The sequence below is a fragment of the Enterococcus sp. HMSC078F03 genome (assembly GCF_001811595.1).
In the GTDB taxonomy this organism is placed as follows: Bacteria; Bacillota; Bacilli; order Lactobacillales; family Enterococcaceae; genus Enterococcus; species Enterococcus faecalis.
This window is the reverse complement of sequence record NZ_KV805578.1, coordinates 22899-46004: the sequence shown is the minus strand read 5'-3', so window position 1 is coordinate 46004 and position 23106 is coordinate 22899. Positions and strand designations below refer to the sequence as shown.

At 37.9% G+C, this 23106-nt stretch carries 20 protein-coding genes; 3 read left to right on the top strand and 17 right to left on the bottom strand.

Translation table 11 applies throughout. The annotated features are described in order from the left end of the window. From HMPREF2810_RS10165 to sfsA, 5 genes are all read right to left on the bottom strand, one after another. A partial coding sequence (locus tag HMPREF2810_RS10165) for a PTS sugar transporter subunit IIB (protein ID WP_002417303.1) occupies positions 1–235 on the bottom strand: 235 nt, incomplete at its 3' end. A 228-nt stretch (positions 236–463) separates the two neighbouring features. Next, positions 464–3169: a sigma-54-dependent transcriptional regulator gene (locus tag HMPREF2810_RS10160; RefSeq protein ID WP_002355912.1), complete on the bottom strand. Its 2706-nt coding sequence runs from the start codon at positions 3167–3169 to the stop codon at positions 464–466. Positions 3170–3213: 44 nt separating this feature from the next. Then, positions 3214–4515, bottom strand: a complete 1302-nt coding sequence (locus tag HMPREF2810_RS10155; RefSeq protein WP_002383417.1) for a DEAD/DEAH box helicase — start codon at positions 4513–4515, stop codon at positions 3214–3216. Positions 4516–4541: 26 nt separating this feature from the next. After that, entirely contained in the window at positions 4542–5540 is a 999-nt protein-coding gene (locus tag HMPREF2810_RS10150; RefSeq protein ID WP_002383416.1) for a Gfo/Idh/MocA family protein, read from the bottom strand. A gap of 105 nt (positions 5541–5645) precedes the next feature. Next, the gene (gene sfsA, locus HMPREF2810_RS10145) at positions 5646–6377 is read right to left on the bottom strand and encodes a DNA/RNA nuclease SfsA (protein ID WP_002383415.1); all 732 of its coding nucleotides are present in this window, start codon (positions 6375–6377) and stop codon (positions 5646–5648) included. A gap of 198 nt (positions 6378–6575) precedes the next feature. Here sfsA and HMPREF2810_RS10140 point away from each other — a divergent pair, with 198 nt between their 5' ends. From HMPREF2810_RS10140 to zwf, 3 genes are all read left to right on the top strand, one after another. Further along, complete coding sequence (locus HMPREF2810_RS10140) at positions 6576–6944, top strand: DUF4828 domain-containing protein (RefSeq protein WP_002355908.1); 369 nt, start codon at positions 6576–6578, stop codon at positions 6942–6944. A 171-nt stretch (positions 6945–7115) separates the two neighbouring features. After that, positions 7116–7784 (top strand): transcriptional regulator EfaR, encoded by a 669-nt coding sequence (locus HMPREF2810_RS10135; protein WP_002358896.1) that lies wholly within the window; start codon positions 7116–7118, stop codon positions 7782–7784. Next, positions 7784–9307: a glucose-6-phosphate dehydrogenase gene (zwf, locus tag HMPREF2810_RS10130; RefSeq protein WP_002383412.1), complete on the top strand. Its 1524-nt coding sequence runs from the start codon at positions 7784–7786 to the stop codon at positions 9305–9307. The genes HMPREF2810_RS10135 and zwf overlap by 1 nt, the downstream gene beginning before the upstream one ends. 51 nt (positions 9308–9358) lie before the next feature. On the opposite strand, the gene ileS is transcribed toward zwf, so the two are convergent. The 12 genes from ileS to mraY form a co-directional block, all read right to left on the bottom strand. Next, positions 9359–12139 (bottom strand): isoleucine--tRNA ligase, encoded by a 2781-nt coding sequence (gene ileS, locus HMPREF2810_RS10125; protein WP_010715079.1) that lies wholly within the window; start codon positions 12137–12139, stop codon positions 9359–9361. Between the two features lie 310 nt (positions 12140–12449). Then, positions 12450–13151, bottom strand: coding sequence for a cell division protein DivIVA (gene divIVA / locus HMPREF2810_RS10120; RefSeq protein WP_002355904.1), 702 nt, complete (start codon positions 13149–13151; stop codon positions 12450–12452). Between the two features lie 151 nt (positions 13152–13302). Next, positions 13303–14085 (bottom strand): YlmH family RNA-binding protein, encoded by a 783-nt coding sequence (locus HMPREF2810_RS10115; protein WP_002355903.1) that lies wholly within the window; start codon positions 14083–14085, stop codon positions 13303–13305. Positions 14086–14111: 26 nt separating this feature from the next. Then, a complete protein-coding gene (locus HMPREF2810_RS10110) occupies positions 14112–14369 on the bottom strand; it encodes a YggT family protein (protein WP_002355902.1) in 258 nt (85 codons plus the stop codon). Positions 14370–14397: 28 nt separating this feature from the next. Next, positions 14398–15042 carry a cell division protein SepF gene (locus tag HMPREF2810_RS10105; RefSeq protein WP_002355901.1) on the bottom strand — a complete coding sequence of 215 codons (645 nt, stop codon included), beginning with the start codon at positions 15040–15042 and terminating at the stop codon, positions 14398–14400. 13 nt (positions 15043–15055) lie between these two features. Beyond that, positions 15056–15733, bottom strand: a complete 678-nt coding sequence (locus HMPREF2810_RS10100) for a YggS family pyridoxal phosphate-dependent enzyme (protein WP_002358890.1) — start codon at positions 15731–15733, stop codon at positions 15056–15058. Between the two features lie 16 nt (positions 15734–15749). After that, positions 15750–16982, bottom strand: a complete 1233-nt coding sequence (ftsZ, locus tag HMPREF2810_RS10095) for a cell division protein FtsZ (protein WP_002355899.1) — start codon at positions 16980–16982, stop codon at positions 15750–15752. Between the two features lie 26 nt (positions 16983–17008). Further along, positions 17009–18331 carry a cell division protein FtsA gene (gene ftsA, locus HMPREF2810_RS10090; RefSeq protein ID WP_048942164.1) on the bottom strand — a complete coding sequence of 441 codons (1323 nt, stop codon included), beginning with the start codon at positions 18329–18331 and terminating at the stop codon, positions 17009–17011. A gap of 173 nt (positions 18332–18504) precedes the next feature. Continuing rightward, complete coding sequence (locus HMPREF2810_RS10085; RefSeq protein WP_002383407.1) at positions 18505–19629, bottom strand: cell division protein FtsQ/DivIB; 1125 nt, start codon at positions 19627–19629, stop codon at positions 18505–18507. An 8-nt stretch (positions 19630–19637) separates the two neighbouring features. Further along, positions 19638–20729 (bottom strand): undecaprenyldiphospho-muramoylpentapeptide beta-N-acetylglucosaminyltransferase, encoded by a 1092-nt coding sequence (gene murG, locus HMPREF2810_RS10080; RefSeq protein ID WP_002355896.1) that lies wholly within the window; start codon positions 20727–20729, stop codon positions 19638–19640. 4 nt (positions 20730–20733) lie between these two features. Further along, entirely contained in the window at positions 20734–22104 is a 1371-nt protein-coding gene (gene murD, locus HMPREF2810_RS10075) for a UDP-N-acetylmuramoyl-L-alanine--D-glutamate ligase (protein WP_010715078.1), read from the bottom strand. Positions 22105–22126: 22 nt separating this feature from the next. After that, the gene (gene mraY / locus HMPREF2810_RS10070; RefSeq protein WP_002368238.1) at positions 22127–23092 is read right to left on the bottom strand and encodes a phospho-N-acetylmuramoyl-pentapeptide-transferase; all 966 of its coding nucleotides are present in this window, start codon (positions 23090–23092) and stop codon (positions 22127–22129) included. Positions 23093–23106: the final 14 nt, after the last annotated feature.

Genomic DNA, 23106 nt, shown 5'->3' with positions numbered 1-23106 from the left:
GAATCCCTTTTGGTTGTAATTTTTGTTCAAATTGCCCTTTCATGAAACGAACTTGTGGACCTAAAAGTAAAACATTCACCTCTTTATTTTCCAAATTTGTATCAGCTTCAGAAGCCGATACTGCAAAGATGTCTGCTTCCATGCCACGATCTTCTGCTGCTTTTTGCATTTTTGTTACTAATAAACTCGTGCTCATTCCTGCGGAACAAACTAACATAATTGTTTTTTTTGCCATTTTTTCTTCATCTCCTTAAAAGTTATGACGTTATACACTTTATTTATAGCAATAATTGTGCCAAGTTTTTTCCTCATTAAAATACTGATATAACAGCTTTCGCTATCAAAAAAAGCGTGCACACACTAAAAGAAAACGCTTACACACATAAAATTGTGTGTAACTTACAAAAAGAAAACATCAAGAAAAAAGAGAGCGTTTTCTCATTTCTTGATGTTTTTTTATTTATTATTGTTTACTTTTAATTTCATTTTCTAAAAACATTTGGGTAACATGCGCAACTTCCGCTTCTGGAATCGTCACACGATACGCCCGTTCAATTAACATAAAATTCGTGCGTACGACATCGATTTCTAAACGATGTGTTTTAACATATTCCGCTAAGTTTGGAAAAGTTCTTGCTTCTTCTCCTTTAATTAAAGCATCTACCAGAAAAGCCAAATGAATCATAATTCCGGCATCCACCCCTGGTTCAACAATAATATGCATGTCTGTTTGTATTTGATGAACTGTTTTTTGTAACATGAGAATTAATTTTTGTAAGGAGTCCACAGAAGTAATGACGCCACTTAGTGAATGAACAATTGTATCAATCGCCACTTCATCACTAGCAATCCGTTTCAGTACATTTAATTTTTCATCATCAAAAATATCATAGACGGAAAAGAAGGGAATATTTTGATATTCAACATCCACAGTTCCCGCAATGGCCTTAATTTCATATTCTTCCATCAAGTTGTCGATATGCTTTTTAAACGTTTCTCGTTCAATAAATTGCATTTGAATCAGTTCCACTTTTGTTTCATCAATAACTGGTAAGATTCGTTGGTATAGTTTTGCGGCAACCCCTTCTCCAGTAAAGCACGTCACGATTACTGCTTTTTTAACGTTTTGACGTTTTTGCAGACTAGAGCGAAATTGTTCTCTCACAACGCTTTCAAAAGAAAGTTGAATATTTTGGTAAATGTCCTCTAAGCTTCGTCCCACGCTTGCCATTCGAATAGCTTCTAAGACAATCATTGTGCTCGTCATTGTAATCGCCTTCGTTCGGATACCTGTTTCTTCAAACAACATATTTCCAAACGAATTTAATGAACCCATATCGGTCAGTAATAAAATCCCATTATTTAACGATTCTTTTTGCGTAATTACTTGGTTTCGTAATTGTTCATACATTGTTTGAACTTCCATCGTTAACGGCATATTCATCGCTGTTCCGATTGACGTTCCTAAAAGTTCTTGGGCGGTTTTCAACATACTTGAGGCAGTAGAATCCCCATGCATTAAGACGAACACACCAACATTATTTTCTGGAGTTCTTTCTTCTTTACCGACATTAATAGATAAAAACATACTAATAAAGCCAATTTCATCGAAAGGAATCTCTATGTTGTTCTCTTCTTCAATAATAGAAGATAAATCTAAGGCTACTTGAAATTCTTTTTTCATGTTTTTACGGACATTATTTAAATCAGGATGGACAATCACATGACCTTCTTTGACACGTTCAATCGTACTTTGTAAATGAAGCGCAAAGGCAAAGCGCGCTGTTTCATTGTACGTGTGTTCCAAACGCTCTTCTGCGATATCATAAAGACGATTCGTTAAGTCCCAAATAGCTTCTGGTAGTAACTCCTTATGTAAAGAATGTTGGGTTAATTCTTCGACATAATTTTTAAAATACGCATTCATATCTTTAGAAATCAATTCTTCTAAATCAACATTTTCTAAGTCAGCTTCGGACAAGTCAGCGACTTTTTCTTCGATTTCATTGTAAACTTGCATGTCTCTAGCTGGATCTTGCGACCAAACAATTTTGTTAGTACCTGGCTGGAAAGATAAATAATTACTTTTACTGTCGACAAATTGATCCAAGCGCTCAGGTACTTCTTTAATTTTTAATAATCCTTTTTGGACAGGTAACGACAAATCCCGTTTACGGATAACCAAGTGTTCTAAATTGTGCGTCCGGTAATAAAGAAATGACTTAGCACAAACTAATTTTAAGTCCCGCTTCACCTGACCAATATTTCCTTCTGCATCGTATAACATGAACGCCAAAACTGCTTCGCGTTCGATATCAATTTGTTGGCCCAAACGTGTTGCCTCTTGCTGAATAAATAACGAAATGATGGCATAACGCTCATCTAGCGTCCGTGCATCTAAAGATGGCAATGTAATCGACATCGGAATCCGCCGATTAAAAGTGGTTAAAAAGTTTTCTGAGGATTCCGTTGTCGCACCAATAATTTGAACAGAGGCTTCATAGGTTTGACCACTTTCTCCTAATGGACGGTACACGCCTTTATCAATAAACGTAAAGAGCATTTCTTGACCTTCTGGCGGTAAACGATGAATTTCATCTAAAAAGAGAATCCCGCCATCTGCTTTTGCCATTAAGCCTGGACTATCTTCATTCGCACCAGTATAGGCGCCTTTTTTTACGCCAAAGATATGACCAAATAATAATTGTGGGTTTTGTGCATAATCAGCACAATTAAAAGAGACAAAAGGGGCATCTTCATCTAAGGTTTTTGAATCAATTGCAAAACGGTACATACATTCAGCAAAAAGAGATTTACCTGTTCCTGTTTTCCCAAAAATAATCGTATGCAAACCTCTTGGTGGATATAAAATAGCCGCCTTGGCCTGCTGAATACTCACTTTTAAAGAATCATTGGCACCTACTAATGTGTCAAAACTAACAGAGGTGGACTCATCTACATGGACTTGTTCTCCTTCATTGATTGTTGGCACTGAATAGATAACAGGACGTCCAGTACTTCTAGTAATTTTCTTTTCTTTGAATAATTCATTTAAATAACGGCTGGCATTACTGCGATCAATCATTAACTGTTCTGCTACCGCTCCTGCCGTTAAGCCAGTTTCATTTTTTTGAAGTAACGCTAAGATTTCTTCCTTCCGAGATTTCATGGAATCCTCCTCGATACAACGTTCTGCTTGAAGCTCGTAAAGCGTTATTTCTTCGCTTTACGAGCTCCTTTATTTTTCGTGTTTTTCTTTTTGTTTTTCTTCTTTTTGCGTGTTTCTTGTGGTTCTTTGACAACAGAATTTACTGTTTCTGGTTTTCTTTCTTTCGTACTCTTTTTTTCTGAAGACGTATCTTTGACTACGTTCTTTTTTTCTAGTTCATCTTTGGCTTTTGGCTGCTCATGAAGTGCACCATCATATAAAAAGATTTCCTGATAAGGAATGGCCAATTGTTTCATCAAACGTTGATAATCCCTTTTGGTGCCATCGTTGATAAACGTAATCACTGCCCCTTGTGCACCCATCCGGCCAACGCGACCAGAACGATGAATATAGCTCTCTTCGGTTAAAGGAACATCTACGTTTACGACGTAAGGGACCCCAGTGAAATCTAAGCCCCGTGCCGCAATATCCGTGGTTAATAACAACTTCACTCGTTCTGCTTTAAATTGATCGATCGCCAATTTACGCAACTGTTTACTTTGATCTGAAGCCAGACCAATAGCCGGCACATTCTCATAAACTAATTTTTCTTCTGCTGCACCTAAATCAGCAACTTGATTGAAAAAGACCATGCTTCTGAATGCTTCTGTATGGGCCAAACGACGTAAGTAATCAGCTTTTTTTCTTGGTGCTAACCGAATAAAGTAGTGGGCGACTTGACCTGCTGAAGTATCTTCTTCCGTCACATCAATCACCTGTAATTTTTGACTTAAAGATTGCGCTTGATTCACGACACGATCAGCAGTCGCTGAATAAAAGACAAGTTGGTATTCGGTTGGTGTGTGTGTCAAAATTTGCTTGGTTAAACTTAGCTCTTCCTCTTGGAAAAGTTGATCAACTTCATCCATTACAATTGTTTTTAACAACTGAGCTTTGACTTTTTTGTTCTTCATTAACTCTAAAATCCGACCTGGCGTTCCGATTAACACTTCGGGACGTTTTTTTAACTTGTCAATCTGGCGTGAAACATTTGCCCCGCCGATTAACGTTTGAACCGTTAATTGAAGTGGCTTAGCCCAAGTCCGAGCAACTTCAGCAATTTGCATAGCTAATTCTTGAGACGGAGCAATAATCAACAATTGATTTCCCTGTCCTTTTTCAACAGTTAAGAGTAAAGGCAGCATATAAGCAAGTGTTTTTCCAGTTCCTGTCGGCGAAATTCCTAAAACATTTTCTCCTTCGCGAAGGGGCGTAAAACTTTTTTCTTGAATTGTTGATGGTTCGTTAAAGCCAGAAGCTTGCCACTGTTCTTGCCAAGCCTCTGGAAGTTGTTCTAAAAATCTCATATTGTTCCTTTCCTATCGCTTAATTCTTATTTATCAGCATCAAAAATAATGCCGGCACTATGACGTAAATCAGTGACTACTTTATTGACATTTCGAGCAAGCTCAACCCATTCTTCATACTTGGTGCCCCAATACTTATCTGTTGGGTTATTTAAAACTGCTGCAAAATCACGAGCTTCTTCAATCATTGGATTATCGGCTACTTGAATATCTAAGACATCACGTTCTTCATGTGCGCGATCATGGTACTCAGCCGAAGAAATAGCATTGACACTGTCTAAAATCAAGGTCCCGTTTTCAAAGTAAATTTCGGATGGCGCAAAAGAATCACTAATTTTCCCAGTATTTAACGTCACGTCAAACTGATCATAACGTAAAATAATTGTTCCTAAGCCATCGACACCTGTCGCAATTTTACTAGCAAAATAATGGCTTTCCTTTGGTACGCCAAACCAACCTAAGGCTGCATAAACTAAATAAACGCCTAAATCCGCTAAGGCTCCCCCAGAAAAATGAGGAGAAAAAATATTTGGCTCTTTGCCTTCTAATACTTGATCATAGCGAGAAGAATATTTCATATACGTAAAATTCGCACCTAAAATTTGGTTTTTTAATGGCAATAATTCAGCAATTTTTTGGAAACTTTGCTCATGAATATTACGGGCCGCTTCAAAGAAATACACACGATTTTTATTCGCTAATTCAATAATTTCTGCCATCTCATCAGGCGTTGAAAAAGCTGGTTTTTCAACAATTACATTTTTTTTCGCTAAAATTGCTTGTTTCGCTTGTTCAAAATGTAATGAATTTGGTGAGGCAATATAAACCGTATCCATATGTGCAATACCAAAAAACGTCTCTAAATCAATTGCATATTCCACATCCCCATAGCGAGAACCAAATTCTTGTGCCGTTGCTAGTTTCCGAGAATAAACAGCCGTTAAATCATACGCACCCGTTTCTAAAGCTGCTGCAACAAATTGATGACTAATCCAATTGGTACCAATTACGCCTAAATGTATCATAATCAAAAACCTCCATTTTTTGTTTATTTACTCTCTTTATAATAGTAATCTCTCGTACAAAAGTCACGTAATTACCCTGCCTTAAAGCGCTAGGAGTTCTTCAAGTTATTTATTAGGATCATCAAATGCCTGTAATAAATCAAAGGTTACCTGTGACTTAAGTTCAATCGTTGCTGGTGTTACGTGGCAATTGTAAGCAAGGACTTGCACACCTTGATCAATTGCAGCACCCACATTTTCAGCAAAGGCAGGTTGCATCTCTTGGTGAATCGTTGCTTGCTTAATTTCTTCAAATTGGACCACAAACAAAATGTAACAGCGGTAACCCGCTTTAGTTGCAGCCATTAGTTCAGTGACATGCTTCAAGCCACGAAGTGTTGGCGCGTCAGGAAAAGCACCGATGCCTTTATTTTCTAAAGTCATGCCTTTCACTTCGACAAAAGCTTGTTCGTCCGCATCCGTTTCCACTAGAAAATCAAATTTTGAATGTGCAAATAGTTGCTCACGTTTAACAGTTTGGATCGTACCAACTAAACCAGGAAGCACAATTTGACCATTTTTTAACGCTTCATTGACTAATGTATTCGGTACTTGGCTATCAATATTAATCCAAAAAGAACCTTTTTTTACTGCAATCAAATCGTAATCTGTTTTTCTTTTAGGCGATGGTTGATAACTAAGCGCCACAACAGCACCTGGTAAAAAAACTTCTTTCCCTCTGCCAGTATTTTTGACATGTGTGATTACTTCTTCATTCGTTTCCATTAAACGACAGTGTGCAATAAACCGATTGGGTCGTTCGATAAAATAAGCAAGTTGGACATTCGGGTACTTCATACACAGACTTCCTTTCTTACACACTATACCATAAAAAAACAAGGAAAAGTATAGACCAAAACCAACAATTTTACTATCTTGTGTCAATCATTAAATATTTGTCAATTCTCAGCGATTTAGTCGAATATTTTAGACAAGTTCTATATAATAAAGGTAACGAAGACGAATAAATGAAAATGAAGGTTAGGAGGAATTTCTTTGAAAAAACATTGGACTTTCTTGGTTGGTGCATCTTTACTTACTGGATTAGCAGGCTCTATCCTCTGGAAAAAAAATAAACAGCTCCCTTCCCCACAGGAGCTTCAACACAACTATACTGGGCATTGGTGGTTTGTGGACGTGAAGAAAGCCACGCAACACACCTTAGAAATCACCTCATCTTTCAATGTTTTCATTGATGGCAAACAAACGCATGCCTTGCTTGTTGAATTAACCCCTAAACGCTTAGTTATCTTAGACAAGTTAGGTTACCATTTAATCATTCAATGTGAAAATGGTGTCCCTGCGACGCTTTACGATGAAGCCGACGACGAAACCTACACACTAGAACGGGCCATTTACAATTAATAAATCACCCACGACACATAAAATGAAGTATGTGCGGTGGGTGATTTATTTTTTTACATCCCTTGCAAAAGCATTCAGAAAGTTTTCTTACAACTTGAATATTATTAAATAGTCAAATGCGCCTTTTTCTGATAAACTTAGGATGATGTTTTTTTGAAAGGATGAGCCCCTATGACACCAAATCGCGAAGACTATTTAAAATTAATTTTTGAATTAGGTGGCGACGAAGTTAAAGTGAATAATAAACAAATTGTTTCTGGACTCGATGTTTCGGCAGCTTCGGTTAGTGAGATGATTTCAAAGTTAGTAAAAGAAGATTTGGTTGAGCATTCTCCTTATCAAGGGGTACAATTAACTGAAAAAGGCTTAAAAAAAGCGAGTACGTTAATTCGCAAACACCGAATCTGGGAAGTCTTTTTAGTAGAGCACTTAAATTACACTTGGAATGATGTGCACGAAGAGGCAGAAGTTTTAGAACATGTTACTTCACAAACACTTGTGAACCGTTTAGCGGATTATTTAAATCATCCAGAATTTTGTCCACACGGTGGTGTTATTCCCGAAGATAATCAACCCATTCATGAGGAGAAACGCCAAACGTTAACAGACTACCCTGTTGGCACAAAAATTCGGATTGCACGTGTCTTAGACGAAAAAGAATTACTGGATTATTTAGTTTCCATTGATTTAAATATTCAAGAAGAATATACGATTAAAGAAATTGCTGCATATGAAGGACCGATCACCATTTATAATGAAAACAAAGAATTATCCGTCAGCTTTAAAGCAGCAAACACAATTTTTGTTGAGCCATTGATTAGAGAAAGTGAGGAAAACTAATGAATGAAAAAGTAGCATTATTTACTATTTTCGGGGGGACAGGTGATCTTGCCAAACGTAAATTGTATCCTTCCCTGTTCCGCTTATATAAAAAAGGATTATTAGCTGAGCGTTTTGCGGTGATTGGTACCGCACGTCGGGAATGGACAGACGAATACTATCGGGAAATCGTTCGTGAAACCATTCAAGACTTAAATCCCACGGCCGAAGAGGCGACTGAATTTTCTAGTCATTTCTATTACCAATCACATAATGTGAATGATACGGAACATTATAATACCTTAAAAGAATTATCTGATCGCCTAAATGGACAATACCACTTAGAAGGTAATCATGTTTACTATCTAGCTATGGCCCCTCAATTCTTTGGAACCATTGTTAATCACTTGAAATCACAACATATTATTTCGGAAGAAGGCTTTGATCGACTAATTATCGAAAAGCCATTTGGTTCTGATTATGAATCTGCCTACGAATTAAATGAAGAAATTCGTGCTGCATTTCCTGAACAAGATATTTTCCGAATTGACCATTACTTAGGCAAAGAAATGATCCAAAATATTTCAGCCATTCGTTTTGCCAATAATATTTTTGAATCACAATGGAACAATCGTTACATTGATAATGTCCAAATCACCTTCGCTGAAAGCTTAGGTGTCGAGGATCGTGGCGGCTATTATGACCACAGTGGTGCACTAAAAGATATGGTTCAAAATCATATTTTACAAGTCGTTGCTTTGCTTTCTATGGAGCCTCCTGTTGCCTTTTCTGAAAAAGAAATTCGGACTGAAAAAGTAAAAGCTTTACGTGCCATCCGCCTTTATTCTGAAGAAGAAGCCCTTCAAAATTTCGTGCGTGGACAATACGGCGAAGGTCAGCTAGCTGATCAAACATTTGCAGCCTATCGTGATGAACCGAATGTGGCAGAAACTTCATCCACTGAAACTTTTGTTGCTGGTAAATTTTTAATTGATAATTTCCGTTGGTCTGGCGTCCCTTTCTATGTTCGCACAGGTAAACGATTAACTGAAAAAGGTACACGCATTAACATCGTCTTTAAACAAGTACCTATTAATGTCTTCAAAGATGATACGTGTGAAGAATGCGATAAAACCGATTTACCACCGAATGTTTTAACTATCTATATCCAACCAACTGAAGGATTTTCATTAACCTTAAATGGAAAAGAAATCGGTCAAGGGTTTAATACAACTCCAGTGAAACTTGATTTCCGTCAAAGTGCTGAAATGACTGAAAATAGTCCAGAAGCATATGAAAAACTTCTATTAGACTGCCTAAATGGCGATAGTACAAACTTCTCTCATTGGGACGAAGTTGCCCAATCTTGGCGCATTGTTGACATTATTCGACATGCTTGGGATAAAACAGACGTTTCTTTCCCTAATTATGCCGCTGGCACAATGGGCCCGCAAGCTGCCTTCGACTTATTAGAAAAAGATGGCTTTACTTGGGAATGGCAACCAGATAACTGGTACCGTGACCGCGGTCAACTTGATCAATAAATAAGCCAAAAAAGATCCGCTAGTTAACGACTAGCGGATCTTTTTCCTTGTTTATTCGAATCCTTCAGCAACCGCTTCTGGATAATTTTCTTCAACAATGTGTGCACAACGGCCACAAAGTGTTGGTAATTTTTCATCTGAGCCGACATCTTGACGAACGGAACGACAACGGTCACACGTTTCGCCTTCTGCTTTTTCAACTAAAATAGCCATGTCTTCAAATTGAACAGCTTCACTAGGTGCTACTTCTTTTGATACTTCAAAGTCGGAAACAATTAGTAATTGAGAAATATCTGCATCAACAGCTGTCATTAATTGACGAATTTGTTCATTTGGATAAACGGTCACTTTAGCTTCTAACGATTTACCGATTAATTTAGAATGACGAGCTTCTTCCAACGCTTTTAAGACATTGTCACGGAAATCCATAAAGGCTGCCCATGTATCCATCAATTCTTCTTCATTAGTAAACGTTTCGTAACCTGGGAATTCAGCTAATTGCACATACTCTTCTTCTTCTTGTAAGAAACTCCAAATTTCTTCCGCTGTATGTGGAATAATTGGTGTCAATAATTTTGTTAATGAAACCAATGTTTGATAGAAAACAGTCTGCATACAACGACGTTGATAATCGTTTTCTGCTTCAATATAAACGACATCTTTCGCAAAGTCTAAATAGAAAGAAGATAAATCTACAGTTAAGAAGTTCATAACTGTCCGATAAATATGCATAAAATTATATTTTTCATAACCATTTTCACGGATTTCTTGAATGACTTGATTTAAACGAACCGTCATGTATTTATCTACAGAACGTAAATCAGCATAAGCTACAGTATGCTCAGCTGGATTAAAATCACTCGTATTCGCTAACAAGAAACGCATAGTATTACGGATTTTCCGGTACACTTCAGATACTTGGTTTAAGATATCCATTGAGACACGCACATCGGCTTCCGCGTCAACACTACTTACCCACAAACGTAAGATATCTGCCCCCATTTGGTTGATAACTTTTTCAGGTAAGATGGTATTGCCTAACGATTTGCTCATCTTACGGCCTTCGCCATCGAGAACCATTCCTTGAGAAATGATTGATTTATAAGGCGCTACCCCATTGATAGCGACACTTGTTGTAATACTTGAGTTAAACCAACCACGATATTGGTCAGAACCTTCTAAATACATATCTGCTGGGAAAGTTAACTCTTCTCTTTCTCGTAAAACTCCTTCATGTGAAGAACCTGAGTCAAACCAAACGTCCATGATATCTGTTTCTTTGGTAAACTCGCCATTTGGTGAACCTGGATGTGTAAAGCCTGCTGGTAGTAACTCTTTTGCTTCACGCATAAACCAGATATTTGATCCATGTTCTGCAAATAAATTCGCTACATGTTCAATTGTTTCTGGCGTAATGATGGCTTCCCCATTTTCAGCATAGAAGATTGGTAATGGCACACCCCACGCTCTTTGGCGAGAGATTACCCAATCACCACGGTCACGAATCATATTATATAAACGTGTTTTTCCCCAAGGAATTAGCCAGTCAACTTTCTCAACTTCATCTAAAATATCTTGACGGAATTTAGAAATTGAAGCAAACCATTGTGGCGTTGCACGGTAGATAACTGGTTTTTTGGTACGCCAATCATGTGGATAACTATGCGTAAAGAAATCTAATTTTAATAACGCGCCTTTTTCTTCTAATAACTCAGTAATCATTGGATTCGCTTTGTCATAGAAAATTCCTTCAAAACCAGGTGCTTCATCTGTAAAGACCCCACGGCTGTCAACAGGAGAAATAACAGGTAAATCATATTTACGGCTAACAATATAGTCATCTTCCCCATGTCCTGGTGCGGTATGAACTAAGCCAGTCCCGGCATCTAGCGTCACGTGGTCGCCTAGCATAACAAGTGATGTTCGATCATAGAATGGATGTTGAGCTGTCATACGATCTAATTTTTCACCAGAAAATTCTCGCAAGACTTCTACTTCTTCCCAACCAATCGCTTCTTTAACTGTTGATAATAAATCTTTAGCAATTACAAATTTACGACCGTCTGCCTTCACTTCAACATACGTAAAATCGGGATTAACTGAAATACCTAAGTTGGCTGGTAATGTCCAAGGGGTTGTCGTCCAGATGACGAAGGCTGTCTCGTTATCTAAAAGACCTTTACCATCGACCACATTAAAAGCTACGTAAATAGAAGGTGATTTTACATCTTTGTATTCAATTTCTGCTTCTGCTAAAGAAGATTCACTTGAAGGAGACCAATAAATTGGTTTTAAGCCTTTATAAATATAGCCTTTTTCTGCCATCTTACCAAAAACACGAATTTCTGCTGCTTCATACTCTGGATCTAACGTAATGTATGGATGTTCCCAATCGCCTGACACACCTAAACGTTTAAAATCGTTACGTTGTTTATCGACTTGTGATAAGGCATACTCTTTACATTTTTCGCGATACTCAGCGACAGTCATTTCTTTACGTTTAACTCCTTTATTGGTTAACACTTGCTCAATTGGTAAACCATGGGTATCCCAACCAGGCACATAAGGAGAACGGAAACCAGACATTGATTTTGAACGAATAATAATATCTTTACTGATTTTATTCAAAGAATGTCCTAAATGAATATTTCCGTTTGCATACGGAGGGCCATCATGTAAAACAAAGGTTGGTTTTCCTTCGTTTAATTTTTGACGTTGTTCATATAAGCCTTTTTCTTCCCAGTCTTTTTGCCATTCTGCTTCACGGTTTGGCAAGTTCCCACGCATTGGAAAAGCTGTTTTTCCTAATTGCAATGTTTCTTTCATTTTCATATGCATTTGCCTCGCTTTCATTTTATCGATTTAATTGTGTTAGTTCATACTAAAGATGAACGATAGCTGATAAAAGTAGATAAAAAAAGAGTACTCCATCCCAAGGGACGAAGTACTCGTGTTACCACCCAAATTCAAAGTAGAGTTGCCCCTACTTTCTCTGAAATTGATAACGGTAATTATCCGGCAGTTCCTACTCAAGTGTTCAGAACTGCATCTAGGATAGAGGATCTGTTTAATGCCAGTGTCTGTCAAACTTTCACTATCATTGACTCGCTGCTAAGAATAAACATTAAACGTTCTGTTCTATCTATTTTGATTCTTCTTCAATTGTTTCTTCAGTGACTTCAATTACAGGCTTTTTTTCTACTACAGCATCTGTGTTCTCTTCAGAGTTTACAACAGTTTCATTTTCGTTGTCAAGGTCTTGTTCATCAAGAATTTCCTTAACTGCTGTATGTTTGTCTCCGACATAACTAGAAAAAGGCTTTAAAATCTCTTCCCACTCTTCACTCTTTACTTGCTCTAATTGAGTTTCAAGCATTAAGCTTAAGCGTTGATGGAAGACACGTGTTTTCTTCTTCAAGTCTTCTGTTTCCCCAGCTAATTGACGGGCACGTTCAATTGCTTCTGCTAAGATTTGTGTTGATTTCGCTTCAGCATCTGCAATCATTGCATTTGATTTACGTTCAGCTTCTACCAAGGTTTCTTTGGCTTGGTTATCTGCCGAAGTGATAATCATTTCTGATTCTTTATTGGCACTTGATTTCACTTTATCAGCGGTATCTTGTGCAACAATAATTGATTGATTCAATGCATCTTTCAATTCATTGAAGTATTGTAATTTTTCTTCTGCGTGTTTTAATGATTTCTCAAGTTCACGATTTTTTTGTAATGCATCTTCATAATCACGTGTGACTTGATCTAAAAAGTCATCTACATCGTCTTGGTTATAGCCTCTCATTTTTGTTGAGAAGTCTTTGTTTTGAATATCTAATGGAGTTAATGCCATATTCCTTCACCTCTTTGGATTATTTTTGTAAAACCCCTTATGAACACATTCTCATACTAATCCTGAAATAGCAAATATCTTACTTTTTTTATTATACACAACTTCGTCTGAATGAACAGCCAAAATGGTTTTCTTAAACAAAAGTTCGAGATTATTTTCTCAATACCCCTAAGAGGACACGAAATTTTTCTTTCTTTGTTTTTCCTTCTAATTCTTGAATCTGAAGGCGCCCAAATCCCCGTATTGAAACAATATCTAATAAGTCTAAAGCAAAATCTGGTCGTGTCGTTTCTGTCCAATTGACTTTTACTTTACCAGATTCGATCAATTGTTTTGATCGCTGCCTTGAAATATTAAATACGGCGGAAATTACACTATCCAGCCGCAAAGAGCTCATAGTCGTTCGCTCTTCTTGCCAACCATCCTTCGGTATCAAAATTTGTGTATAATCCCGCTCTTCTAAGCGAACAGTAATTTTACCAATTTTGTCGACTTGGTTAACAACGAAGCCAGCTACTTCTTGTGCTATAAAAACCTGCCACTTATCACCATCGGAAATAATATCTCCAAAGGCTTCCCTACGAACCCCAACATTCATCAAGGTGCCTAAAATTTTCCCATGAGATAATGTCGCAAATTTAGATGGATAAATAATTTCAAATAATACAACACCAAAATCTGTCTCTTCTGGTATGTAATACGCTGGATAAATCAAGCAGCGTTTTCGTTCTGCTTGCTCATAACCACCATAAAAAGTAAACGATAAATCACTGTTTTGTCGAATCAACGTTTCCAAAATATACGCCTGTCTAGGATCAAGAAAGTCTGTCAAATAAGGCGCGTATTGCATCTCCACTTGCTCTAGCCAATCCCCGACAGTGTCAATAAAAGGATGTTCATCTTTGCGGAAATGTTGATACACATTTGCGTTCATAGATAAATCATCCTTTCTAAAAGTTATTAATAAACAATAGCTCGTAAAATGACTGCTAAGCCACCCGCTGCTAGGTTAAGGACAATAATCCCTACCATTACGTTAAATCCAACCATTCCAATCCTTAAATTCAAACGGTCAAACAAACTTAAGTATGGTTCACAAATTCTAGAGAGCAAACGCCCGAAAGCAGAATCATATGCTCCTGGAAACCATGAAAGTAGCGCGTAAATCACTAGTAATCCTGAATAGATTTGAACGCCTTTGTATAATAGAGTAATCAGTGTTGCGATAATAACACCTCCCTAAGGCTTAGAAATCAAAGAATTGTTTGTTGGCTAAAGATTGTGCTGTCGCACTATCAATTTCCATATTCGCTGGTGTGCATAAGAAGATTTCATTGCCAACGCGCTGAATATCTCCGTCTAAAGCATACACAGTACCAGTTAAGAAATCAACGATGCGTCGTGCTTGGTCTTCTTCTACTAATGTAAAATTAACTAGCACAGCTTCTTCAGCAAATAAATGTTTCGCAATGCTCATTGCTTCTGAATACACACGTGGTTCAATAATAGTAATTTTATGTGTTTTTGCATTGGCGGTGCTTTCTTGTGCTCGTCTTGTATTCGTAGTCGCTGATTGATTAGAACTACGCATAGAAACCACTTTTTTCTCTGTGTAAGCAGCTTGTTGTGTGTCTCTTTCTTGATGCGCTTCAGCAGAACGATAGCGTGCAGAAGGTTTTTCAACTACAGGCTCACTTTGTTGTGTATAAGCTGGCTGACTGTAACTTTCCTGTTGTTGAACAGGGCGTTGTGGTTTAGGCCGAGCCGCACGACGCGGTGGTTCATTAACTGCTTTGCGCTCTTCATATTCTTCGTAGTTATCATAATAATCATCTTCTTCGCCAGATAAGCCAAAAAAGCTCGATAACGCATCCTTGTTAAAAATTGACATAAATTCCTCTCCTTTACGCATCTCTGAATAACGCTGTTCCGATTCGTATAAAAGTTGCACCTTCTTCAACTGCGATTGGGAAATCGTTACTCATTCCCATGCTAAGTTCTGTACAAGGAGCAAAAGATAAATGTTTCTCATTTACGGTCATTTGCAGCTCTTTTAATTCTCTAAATGTTGCATGTAATACTTCTTCACTTGCCCCAAAAGGTGCCATAGTCATTAGACCGACGATTTGAATTTTGTCCAAATCAGCAAGTTCTTGAATGAAAGGTAAGACGTCTTCTTTACGAAAGCCGTGCTTGCTTTCTTCCCCAGTTATATTCACTTCAACAAAACAACGAATAACTTTCGTTGCTCTTTTTTGAATTTCTTTGGCTAGACTCAGACTATCTAATGCATGAAAATAATCTATCTCATTAATAATTAATTTTACCTTCCTACGTTGTAAATTACCAATTAAATGCCACTGAATATCATTAAATTTTTCCAATCCAGCTTTCTTTTCTAGTAACTTATCTACTCGGTTTTCAGCTAAATTCTGGACACCAAGCTGAACAAGCTCTGCTGCTTCCTCAATTCCTACTGATTTAGTGACGCCAATCATTGTCACATCAGCAACAGAGCGCTGTGAGCTTTTGCATGCTAGCTGAAGTTGATTATTAATATTTGTTAAGTTTTCAGCTATCATTTCTCATCGATGCTCCTTATCGTTTTCTGCGGAAAAATGGTGGCGTACTTAATTCGTCATCATTGTGATTTGGTTCTTCACGGTGGAATGTGTCAAATTCTTTTTTGTCTACTTGTTCTAATGAAGATTCGTCAACTTTTGGACGTGTATTTTGTTCTCTGCGAATATCCCAATCGCCAAAAGCACTTGCTTCTTCTTGTGATTTTGGTTGATCCATTTCCACAGATTGAGTTGTTTGTTGCATTGGTTGAACCGCTTGTCTTGTTTGACGGTGCGGTTTTCTATCCTTTTTTGATTCATCAATACCTGTAGCGATTACTGTTACACGAATTTCGTCGCCTAAATCTTCATTGATTGATGTACCTAGGATGATGTTCACATCACCTGAAGCAGCATTTGTAACGATATCTGAAGCATCTTGCGCTTCAAACAAGGTCATATCTAAGCCACCAGTAATGTTTAATAAGACTTGTTCCGCACCATCGATTGATGTTTCTAACAATGGTGAAGAAATAGCTTTTTTCGTTGCTTCAATTACGCGTTCTTCGCCGCTCGCTACACCAATTCCCATTAAAGCTGTTCCTTGGTTTTCCATCACTGTTTTCACGTCAGCAAAGTCCAAGTTTACGTAACCTGGTGCAGTGATTAAATCTGAAATCCCTTGAACACCTTGACGTAATACATTATCAGCTTCTCTAAATGCTTCAAGCATTGGCGTTTTCTTGTCAACGACTTCTAATAAGCGGTTGTTTGAGATAATTAATAGTGTATCAACGTTTTCTTTTAATAAGGCAATTCCTTCAGCGGCAAAACGACCACGTTTTGGACCTTCAAAACTAAATGGACGAGTTACTACACCAACTGTTAAAGCGCCTAATTCTTTAGCGATTTTTGCAACTACTGGCGCAGCACCTGTACCAGTTCCGCCACCCATACCAGCAGTAATGAAAATCATATCCGCGCCTTGTAATGATTCTGAAATCACTTGTTCACTTTCTTCTGCAGCTTTTTGGCCAACTTCAGGTTGTGAACCGGCACCTAAACCACGAGTGTATTTAGGGCCTAATTGAATCACTGTTTCTGCTTTTGAATGTTTTAATGCTTGAACGTCTGTATTGGCTGTGATAAATTCCACGCCTTTAACGTTTTCTTCGATCATACGGTTTACAGCGTTTCCGCCGCCGCCGCCTACACCGATAACTTTAATGACTGCACCGTTGTTAATGTTATTGTCTAATGAAAATTCCATGATATCGTATCCTCCTGTTTGTGTGATTAGTCGAAAATGTTCGAGAAGAAGTCTTTGATTTTGCCTGTCACTTTTTCACCAGACTCACGTTCGTTGAATTCTTCGTATTCTTCTTGAGGCTGTTCAGCATATGTGTCATAGCGAACTTCTTGTTGGACAGCGACTGATTGTGCTGGTTTCGATTTTTCACCAGGGATTGCATATTTGGCAATGTGATAAATATCGTTTAGTTGCGCTGAATATTCCACAATGCTAATGACATTAGCAAAGACTGGGTTACGTAAGCCCATGTGATTTGGTACGTATAGTTTTACGTTGGCTTCAAAAATCTCTTGCGCCAAATCGACAATACCTGGCATACTAGCGGCGCCACCAGTTAACACAACGCCTCCAGGTAATTCAAACGCATCAATTTCATCCAGAACTTCTTTTGATTTTCTCAAAATTTGTTCCACACGCGCTTCAATAATTTCTGAAAGGTAACGTTCGTCCACTCTTACAGGCTCTGACTTACCGATAACATCAACAGGAAACTCTTCGTTTGCTGAAGTTCTTTCTGGATAAGCATCCCCATAATTAATTTTTAAGGCTTCGGCGTTGTTAAAAGAAGTATTCAATACGATTGAGATATCTTTCGTGATGAACTCGCCGCCTTCTTGGTTAACATGAGTAAATTTCAATTGTTTGTCGTGGATAACAGATGTCGTTGTTTGACCGCCACCCATATCAATGACAATTGTTCCAAAGTCTTTTTCGCCATCTGTTAAAATTGTTTCTGTTAAAGCAAGCGGTATAATCACTAATTCGTTAATTCCTAAGCCAGCTTTTTCAACACATTTACGGATGTTATGGATGATTGTTTTTGGTCCAGTATAGACAACGCCAAACATCTCCATGCGAACGCCAAGCATTCCACGTGGGTCTTTGATGCCTTCAAAGCCGTCGACGGTAAAGTCTTGCGGTAAGATTGCAACAATTTGACGTTCAGGAGGAGTTGAACGAACCAAAGCTGCAGATGCGACGTTGCGCACATCCTCATCTGTAATTTCTTTTGATTCACTGCTAACAGCTATCATTCCTTGACAGCTTTCTACTTCTAATAAATTCGCTGGTAATCCAACATTTACGCTTTTAATTTGAATGCCGGCTTTTTCTTCGGCTTGTCGAACGGCCCGTTGGATTGCTTGAACTGTTTGATCAATATCGACGACAATCCCTCGATTCAAACCGTCTGATTTTGCATTTCCAACGCCGATGATGTTCATTTGACCTTCAATATATTCAGCGACAACTACTTTGACAGAAGTTGTACCAATATCGAGGCCTACATACATTCCTGTTTTTGCCATGAACGGAATTCCTCCTCCTATTAATTCCAATATCTAAGCGGACAAAGGCGTCCGTTTAACTATCTCTTTTTTAGTATTATTCACTTCTTCCAATTTTACCATAAAAATGGGGGTTTTAGAAAGCAGATTATACGAATTTGTTCGTTAATTTTTGAAACATTTTTGTAAAAAACTTATTCTGCTTGTTGCACTTCTTGATTTTCTCCATTTGTCGGCGTACCGTTATTCGCTTCATCCGTTGCTACGCCTGCATTTGGGTCCGCAACTTCTTGATTTTCAACCGCTGAATCTTCGGAAACTTCACTGCCCGTTTCTTCACTTTCTTTTTCATACGGATAAGAAAAAATGCCGACTTCCATATCAACGATTCCAGGTTTGTCCATTTGCTCGGCTACTTGTGAATAATAAGCCATTTTTTCACTTAAATCAGAAATATTAACAATCACTCGATTTCCATCATTCATATAGACATTAATCAAGTCTTTATTGGTTTTGGATGGTGCATATTTAATTTCTGAAATTCCTTGTTTAATTTCTTGAGGTAATTTGTTGTAAGAGGCCATTAATTCAGGGATTAATTTATCCTCTTTGAAATTCTCAAAAATTGGTTTGCCACTTTCAGCAGCTTTGGTGGTTTCCGCCAAAGTTTTACCATTCTCTAAAATCGGATGATAGCCGCCTTTAGTCGCAGCAAGAGCGACAATTTGATACTCTTGAATATCAATTTTAAATGAATTAATACCATTTAACTTAATGTTCGCCTTTTTTATAATTGGAAACTTTTTCTGAATATTTGCAGAAAAATAATTTCTATTTGAATACTGCTCCCATAAGCCACTGCCCGTTTCAAGTTTTGACTGCTGAATAATCGCTTGACTCTCCACACTTTTGTTACCTGAAACTGTTACTTCACTCAATCGACTAAGAGGCGAAACAAAATACAATGCCACTAAAATGGCTGTCCCTAAACAAGTTAAAATAAAGGCTAAACGCCTATATAAGCGCTTGTTCCGTGTTTTCTTAACGTTCGGTAAACGATCTGCAAAATGCTCCTCTTCTTCCACTGTTTCTTGTGGAAGATGTTGTTGAGGCTCTTCTTGACTTTGTTCTTGTAAAGTGATGATGACTTCTGCTTGTTCGTTTTCACCTTTTGAAGCAGCTTCTTCCGCTTGCTTCTTCAAATATTCTTGGTTTTGTTTTTGCCAAGGTGTCAGTTCAGGTTGAGACTCTTCCGATTTTTTTGGAGGTAATGGTTTTCTTTTTTTGAATATATCGTTCTCGTTACTAATCTTCCACACCTCCTATCTCAGACTAACGTTTTCACAACTTGATACAAACGATCACTTGCATCTGGGATGCCTTCCCCTTTGGACGCCGTTGCCATCTGTTGTCTTTTTTCATTGTTTAATAAAATATCATCAATTGCCGCAACTAAACGAGCGCCGGTCAATTCTGCATCTGGAATCATTTCAACAGCACCAACTTTTACTAAGCTTTGCGCATTTTTCGTTTGATGATCATTCGTGACGTAAGGACTCGGAATTAAAATTGCTGGTAATCCTAATGCGGTGAACTCCGCAATTGAGGTTGCTCCTGCACGTCCCACCATTAAATCGGTATTAGCCATCACTTCAACCATTTTATCAATATACGGTTGCACACTTATGTTTGTCAATTTCTTTTCAGAAAGCTTTAGACTTTCTTGAAGTTCCTGATAATATCTTTCTCCTGAAGCGTATAAAACTTGATACTCTCTCTCTTCAAACAAAGGAAAGGCCTGTTCAAACGCTTGATTGATTTTCAAGGCGCCACGACTTCCGCCAAATAAAACCACCGTTTTCTTTGCTGGATCCAAGCCAAACTCTGATAAAATAGCTGACTTTTCCACCGTTACGACTTCTTGTCCCCGCGGGTTCCCTGTCAAAATTGTTTTTTCTTTCGGGAAAAAACTAGCGACATCCGGAAAACAAATCGCAATTTTATCCACATAACGACTTAAAAATTTATTTGTCATTCCAGGGATACTATTTTGTTCATGAATAATTGTCGGTATTTTTAATTGGTGGGCCGCATAAACTACTGCACCAGAAACATAACCGCCTGTACCAATGACCACATCTGGTTGAAATTCACGAATAATTTTTTTTGCTTTATTAATACTTGTTAAAAATAAATAAATTGTTTTAAAATTTTGAGGACTCAGCGAACGCTTGAATCCTTGAATTTTAATCGTTTTAAATGGAATTTTCGCCTTTGGCACAATTTGACTTTCTAAACCATTTTCTGTTCCCACATACAAGAATTCTGTTGCAGGTGCTTCTTTTTTGACGTGTTCGACGAAGGATAACGCAGGATAGATATGCCCACCTGTGCCACCACCAGTTACTAGTATCTTCATTTTCTCACATTTCACTTTCTTTTAATTGTTGAACAGCTTGCATAAAGGCTTCCCCGCGTACTTCAAAATTCGGGTATTGGTCCCAACTTGCGCAAGCAGGTGATAGTAAAATAGTATCATCTTTTTCCGAATAATCAAAGGCAATGGTAACCGCCGTTTGAACATTTTCAGCAAATAAAATTGTTTCAATGTTCGCTTTTTTAGCAGCTTCCGCCAATTTTTCTTTAGTTTCTCCAAATAAAACAATTGCTTTGAGTCCCTGCAGAGCAGGAACCAATTCATCAAATGAGTTACCGCGATCCAAGCCGCCCGCAAGTAAAAGTAGCTTTTGGTTGTCAAACCCACTTAACGCCATCTCTGTAGCTAAAATATTGGTTGCTTTTGAATCGTTATAAAAACGTCTTTGCTGAACTTCGCCAACAAATTGCGTTCGATGGGGAACGCCTGAAAAGTTTGTCAAAGTTTGTCTAATCTGAGCATTCGATACATTTTTTAATTTAGCTACACAAATCGCTGCGAGTGCATTTTCAATATTGTGACTACCAGGAATCCCTAGCTCATCGGCGGGCATAATATATTCTTCATTGAAATATAATTTCCCATCTAAAAGATAAGCACCTTCTACTGCTTCTTTCGTTGAAAAAGGCAATACGTTGGCTGCTGTGGTTTTAGCTAACGTTTGAAGCTCTACTTGATTCCAATTTAAAATCAAGGTGTCCTCTGCGGTCATGTTTTTTTGAATGGCCCATTTTGCAGCAACATATTCTTTCCGCGAACCATGATAATCCAAGTGTGCCTCAAAAATATTTGTAATTACTGCAATTTGTGGGTGAAACGTCTCAATTCCCATTAACTGAAAACTAGAAAGTTCCATCACAAGATCATCCTTGGCTGTTGCTTCTTGAGCCACCGTACTCGCTGGAAAACCAATATTTCCCGCCAAACGTGCCTCACCAGCCGTTCTGTCAGCGTTTAGCAATAAACCAATCATCGTGGTCGTGGTTGTTTTGCCATTGGTGCCCGTAATGCCGACAATTGGACATTCCGCAATTTGACCTGCTAATTCCACCTCAGTTATGATAGGAATTTTCCGAGTTAGTGCTTCTGCCACAAGTGGGTTTGTATAAGGAATACCAGGATTTTTAACGATTAGTTCAAATTCTTCATCCAACAATTCAATTGGATGCCCTCCTGTAACAACACGAATACCCAAGGTTAATAAATCTTGGGCGTCAGGGTTTTGATCAAATTGTTTTGCGTCATTAACGGTAACGAGCGCACCTAACTCATGTAAGAGTTTCGCTGCGCTGACACCACTTTTAGCTAGTCCTAAAACCAACACTTTTTTGTTTTGATAGGTTGTTATTTTTTTCATTGTCAATTTCCCCTTTGATAGATTAGAAAAGAATCCATAATGTGATTCCTGAACAGATTAAACCGACAGACCAAAAGACAAAATCAATTTTCCATTCAGACCAACCACACATTTCAAAATGGTGATGAATTGGTGACATTTTAAAAATCCGTCGACCAAATAATTTAAATGAAGCAACTTGTAAAATAACACTTGCTGTTTCACAAACGTAGACAAGTCCAATTAAAAGTAGCGTCCATTCTTGATGCAAAATAATTGAAATTGCTGCTAACAATCCACCTAATGCTAATGAACCAACATCACCCATGAAGATTTTTGCTGGTTTTCTATTATAAGGGAAAAAGCCAATCAGCCCACCAATCACACTTAGGCAGATAATCACAACATCAAATTGTTGTTGTTTCCAGGCAATAATTGCATAAGTACCAAATGAAATTGTTCCTAAACCAGCAACTAAGCCGTCAATCCCATCTGTCAAATTCACGGCATTAGAAAAACCGACTAACCAAAAAATAATAAACACGCCATAAAAAATACCTAACGGAACTTCTGCTAATCCAAACAAATCTAAGGTGTCTGAAAAGCCTTCACTTCGATAAACAAAGTAGAAAACCAACCCACCAAAAATTTGACCAATTAATTTTTGACGAGAATTTAAGCCCATGTTCCGTTTTTTAAAGACTTTTATGAAATCATCTAAATAACCTAGCAAACCGTATAATACTAAAATAAATAGAATAATTAGTAGAGACGGCGTAAATTGGTGGAAAAACAACCCCATTGCTAATGAAGTAATCAAGCTGGCTACAAGGAAAACGACTCCCCCCATTGTAGGGGTACCTGTTTTCACGCTATGCCAAGTTGGGCCATCTTCACGAGTAACCTGCCCTTGTTTTTTCATTTGAAAATAGCCAATGAATAGTGGCATTACGCTCACTGTAATGGCAAAACTCACCACTATGGGAATAAAAATCTGTGTCCACTCCATGTTATCTCTCCTAA